The organism is Tumebacillus lipolyticus (assembly GCF_042682745.1).
GTDB classification, from domain to species: Bacteria; Bacillota; Bacilli; order Tumebacillales; family Tumebacillaceae; genus Tumebacillus_A; species Tumebacillus_A lipolyticus.
In genome coordinates, this window is record NZ_JBHUIO010000002.1 from 677,551 (window position 1) to 682,263 (window position 4,713).

Consider the following 4,713-nt stretch of genomic DNA (forward strand, 5'->3'; position numbering starts at 1 on the left):
TTCAAGTTCAAAGAGGTTTATTTCGAAAGCAAGGATCGCTCGGTGCGCAGGAAGTTCGAGCGAGTGTTTTTCATTTGGTTGATGCGATCTTCCGCCATCTGGTCGGCCGCCTTGTAAGTCGGGATGCCGTCGCGCTTGGAAATGTCGAAGATGGTGGTCATGATGTTGTAGATGTTTTCCACTTTCTTGCGTGCCAATCCCTCGTTATATCCTTCCAGCTCGACCGCGACGTTGATCAGACCGCCAGCGTTGATCACATAGTCTGGTGCGTAGTGGATGCCCATCTCGTGGATGGTGTCACCATGACGCTCCTCTTTGAGCTGGTTGTTCGCCGAGCCTGCGATCACTTTGCACTTGAATTGCGGGATCGTCTCATCGTTGATGATCGCACCCAGTGCGCACGGCGAGAAGATGTCGCACTCCACGCTGAAGATCGCATCAGGAGCGACCACTTCTGCGCCAAACTCGCGAACGACGCGATCGAGCGATTCTTGGTTGATGTCGGTGACGATCAGCTTGGCGCCCGCTTCGTGCAGGTGTTTGCAGAGGTAGTAGCCAACGTTGCCCACGCCTTGGACAGCGACCGTCTTGCCCGCCACATCGTCTGTGCCAAACGCAGCCTTCGCCGCCGCTTGCAGACCGCGGAAGCAACCGAGCGCGGTCATCGGGGACGGGTTGCCAGAGGAACCGTACTCCACGGAGACGCCGGTCACATGTTCAGTTTCCATGTGGATGTAGTCCATGTCGGTCACGGTGGTGCCGACATCCTCAGCGGTGATGTAACGACCGTTCAGGGACTCGATGTAGCGTCCGAGCGAGCGGAACAGCGCTTCCGACTTGTCTGTCTTCGGGTTGCCGATCAGGACGGTCTTCCCGCCGCCGAGGTTCAAGCCCGCTGCAGCCGCTTTGTAGGTCATGCCGCGCGCCAGGCGCAGCGCATCTTCGATCGCCGCTTCTTCCGTCGCATATGTCCACATGCGGGTGCCGCCTAACGCCGGACCCAGCGTGGTATCGTGAATTGCGATAATCGCTTTCAGACCAGATGCTTCATCATGACAGAACACCAGCTGTTCATAGTCATACTTCTCCATATATTCGAAAATTTTCACGATAGTTCCCCCTTCGAGTGTTTGGAATCACTTGGTCAATAGGTTAAGATAAGGTCTTAACAACAAGCCACACCCAAGAAACAGAATACCATAGCATCGCCTGGATGTGGTAGCGAAAGGCAGATATGGATAGTATCTGCTACTCGCGCAACGGCTATGTCCTTTCTTCAGAAAAAAGAGAATGGACGGATGACTGTGTACGCCAATTCTATTATGCAAGGATCATGCCAATTTCCCTGAAAACGGTTACAGTTCCTTTGGGAAAAAGAGTCTTCCCCCGCGAGAAGACTCTGACACTCTAAAGCGTTCAAAGAGCAACGTGCAGATATTTGCAGAGAATGCGCAAAAAATTGCAAGCAACAATTTGCGTATTCCCGCTCGCAAATGTGAGCGCCTCCTCTCACTGTATCCCATATTTGTCCAACTTATAATAGAGGCTTCGCACCGCGATCCCTAAAAGCTTGGCCGCTTCCGTCTTATTGCCTTTCGTCTTGGCGAGCACACGCTCGATGTGCTGGCGCTCCGCCTCCCCCACCACATCGTCCAGCGCGCGAACCTGCCCGTCCAAAAAAGATGCGGGCAGATCGCCCAACACGTTCTCTCGGTCTGTCGCTGTGCCCCCGACCGCTTTTCGCTCCGGCACTTCGCCTGGCAAGATCAGATGATGCTGCTCGATCACCGTCTCCGGAAACTTCATGTTGATCATCGCGCGCCCGATCGCGTTTTCCAGCTCCCGCACGTTCCCCGGCCACGGATAGTCCTTGATCTTCGACAGGGTCCGCGAGGAGATCCGCTCCACGCTTCGCCCGTACTCCTGGTTGTACTTTTGGATCAGGCGGTTGGCGATCGCCTCCAGATCCTCTTTCCGATAGCGCAGCGGCGGAATGATGATCGGCAAGACGTTGAGCCGGTAGTAGAGGTCTTCGCGAAAGGCGCCCTGTTGGATCGCCCGCTCCAAGTTCACATTGGTCGCTGCGATCACGCGCGCATCGACGATGACCGCTTTGGCGCCCCCCACCCGCAAGATCTCCTTCTCCTGCAGCACGCGCAAGATCTTCGCCTGCATGCTCATCGACAGCTCGCCGATCTCGTCGAGAAAGATCGTGCCGCCCGACGCCTCTTCGAAAAATCCTTTCTTCCCGCCGCGCTTCGCCCCGGTGAATGCCCCCTCTTCATAGCCGAACAGCTCCGATTCGAGCAAGCTTTCGGAGATCGCCGCGCAGTTGACGCGAATAAACTGGTTGTACTTGCGCTCGCTGTCGTTGTGAATCGCATGGGCGAACAGCTCTTTCCCCGTGCCCGATTCGCCGCGCAACAGGACGGTCGCCGGAGTCTGGGCCGCTTTATGAGCTTGTTCGATCGCCATGATCATCTCGTTGGAAGTGCCGATGATATCATCAAAGGTATATTTCGCTTCCAGCTTTCTTATGAGTTGCTTCGCTTGCTTCAGCTCTTCGGTCAGCTTCTTGATCTCCGAAATATCATGAATGATGCCGACCGAACCTTTTAGCGAACCGTCCACTTCGATCGGCGCCACATTGACCAGCACTTCCTTGCTCTTCGGGCCGAGCTTCATGCTGACGCCGCGCACCGGCTTGCGGGTGTGCAGCACCTTCATGTGCATCGAATCCCCTTCGGCGATGTCCGCATCGGCCGGCTTGCCGATGATCTCCTGCTCGCTCAGCCCGGTCAGCCGCGTGTAGGCCGGATTGATCATAATGCCGCGCCCTTCTGTGTCGACGACGGAGATCGCATCTTGGGTCGAATTGATGATCGCCTGCAACAGCTCTTGAATTTCCTTGAGGTTGGTCACCTCTTCTGCCAACTGCTGCACTTCGGTGATATCGCGGAAGACGGCCACCGCCCCCACCACTTTTCCGTTGCTGTCGAGCACCGGCACCCGGTTGGTGATGATCCGCGTGTTTCGAAAGTTTTGCAGCTGGTTCAGCTCCGGCTCTCCCGTTTGCAAAACGACGTGCAGGCGCGAGTTGGGCACGACTTCGCTCGCCAGCTTGCCGATCATCTCCTCCGCTTCGCCGCCCGTCAACCGCTGAGCGGCCGCGTTGTACAAGGTGATGATCCCTTCCGCATTGATGGCGATCATCGCATCGTGCGTCGAGTTTAAGACCACCTGCAACTCCTGACGCGACACGGTCAGCTGATCGATCAGCTCCTCCTTTTCTAACAGCAGGTGCATCATCAGGGAAGCGATCGCCCCTGGAACGAGCGTCGTGCCCTTCGGCAAAAGCTCGGCGATCTTCCGGTTGATCTGTCCATCCCCCGTCGCCTCGATCACCACGTCGACCGAGTCGTTCAGATAGTCTTGGTACTTCTCTCCGGTGATCACGCCTAACTCCCGTGCGAGGGCGAGCCCCGGCGCATGCGGGTTGATGTCGACAATCCCGACGATTCGCACTTTCGCCAAGTCTTGAAAAGCGCGCAACATAGCGGTCCCCCCACGGCCCGCTCCCACGATCAAGATGTTGATCAATGTTACCATCCCCACTCTATGTACTGTTGCAACTCGATCGAACACGATCTGCAAACGAATGCTGACATGAAAAAAATTGCACACTGTTTTTTCTCGCTTCGACATTCAGTTTCTGAAATCCTGCATGGAGCCGGTCGACACTATCGCTTCTTGTGAACCCTTATCAGATGCGGTATAGTGAACTTGAATCTATTGCCATTGTCGAAAGGGCGAGACTTACATGCTTGGAAAACTGATCGTCTGGGGAATCTTACTCGGTGTTTTTATAGTGTCCGGCTATGGACTTAACCTGATACGCATCGCAATCGTTGACAAGATGGCTCATCCGGACGCGGTCATCTGGTGGAAAATGCTGATCGGCGCAGTCCTGATGACCGGCGGGATCACCTTTCTCGGCGGTTTTGTCTTCTATCGGGACAAAAAGCGCGGCAAGGTCAAACCTCCCGCTTGGAAAACCAAATAGCCCACTGCTGAAGGAGGCGTTTGCTCGATGAAAAAGCGATCTGCCCTCATCATCGTGACAACTTTGCTGTTCCTCGCGTCAGGCTGCTCGTTCGACTCGGAGCGAGAAGCTTTGACCCAGAAGGCGAACGAGTTGAAGCAAAAAGCACAGGACACTTTGCAGCAACTGAAAGAAGATGCAGCCCTTCAGAAAAAACTGATGGAGTCTGCCAACGTGGGTCAGGAGAAGGTCCATCAGTTTTTGACCAGCGTCATGGAGGAGCCGATCGTGCAACAGGCGATCGATCAGCTCGGATACGACGCGGTGATCAACATCATTTCAGAACAGGTTTCAGAAAATGGCGGCTCGCTCAGCGAAGCTTCGCTGAACAAGATCAAAGAGGAGCTGGCCAAGCGCGTGCAGGCGCAATGAGCGCTCCCTGCCACATCGCAGAAAAGCGGATGCCCCGAGTTCGGAGAGCATCCGCTTTTCTGTTTTGCGGCGCAGTCAGGAAGCGCCTCGGACGAACCGCCCGCTCAAAAAGGATAGCAAAACCCCCGCCAACCACAAAAACTGTGGTTGGCGGGGGTTTTTTGGCTACTGACAGCGCGCTGCATGTTGTGATCGATCTGATCGCGCCTTCAGCTTCCTGCATTCTTGATCATGTGCGC

4 protein-coding genes are annotated in these 4,713 nt (G+C 55.4%); 2 read left to right on the top strand and 2 right to left on the bottom strand.

Going from position 1 to position 4,713, the window contains the following annotated elements; genetic code table 11:
- Window positions 1-17: 17 nt before the first annotated feature.
- The gene (locus ACFSOY_RS02605; RefSeq protein ID WP_386044467.1) at window positions 18-1,091 is read right to left on the bottom strand and encodes a Leu/Phe/Val dehydrogenase; all 1,074 of its coding nucleotides are present in this window, start codon (window positions 1,089-1,091) and stop codon (window positions 18-20) included.
- A 418-nt stretch (window positions 1,092-1,509) separates the two neighbouring features.
- Complete coding sequence (locus tag ACFSOY_RS02610) at window positions 1,510-3,600, bottom strand: sigma 54-interacting transcriptional regulator (RefSeq protein WP_386043968.1); 2,091 nt, start codon at window positions 3,598-3,600, stop codon at window positions 1,510-1,512.
- A 220-nt stretch (window positions 3,601-3,820) separates the two neighbouring features.
- On the opposite strand from ACFSOY_RS02610, the gene ACFSOY_RS02615 reads away from it, so the two are divergent.
- Entirely contained in the window at window positions 3,821-4,063 is a 243-nt protein-coding gene (locus ACFSOY_RS02615) for a DUF2627 family protein (protein WP_386043969.1), read from the top strand.
- 27 nt (window positions 4,064-4,090) lie between these two features.
- A complete protein-coding gene (locus tag ACFSOY_RS02620) occupies window positions 4,091-4,474 on the top strand; it encodes a hypothetical protein (protein WP_386043970.1) in 384 nt (127 codons plus the stop codon).
- Window positions 4,475-4,713: the final 239 nt, after the last annotated feature.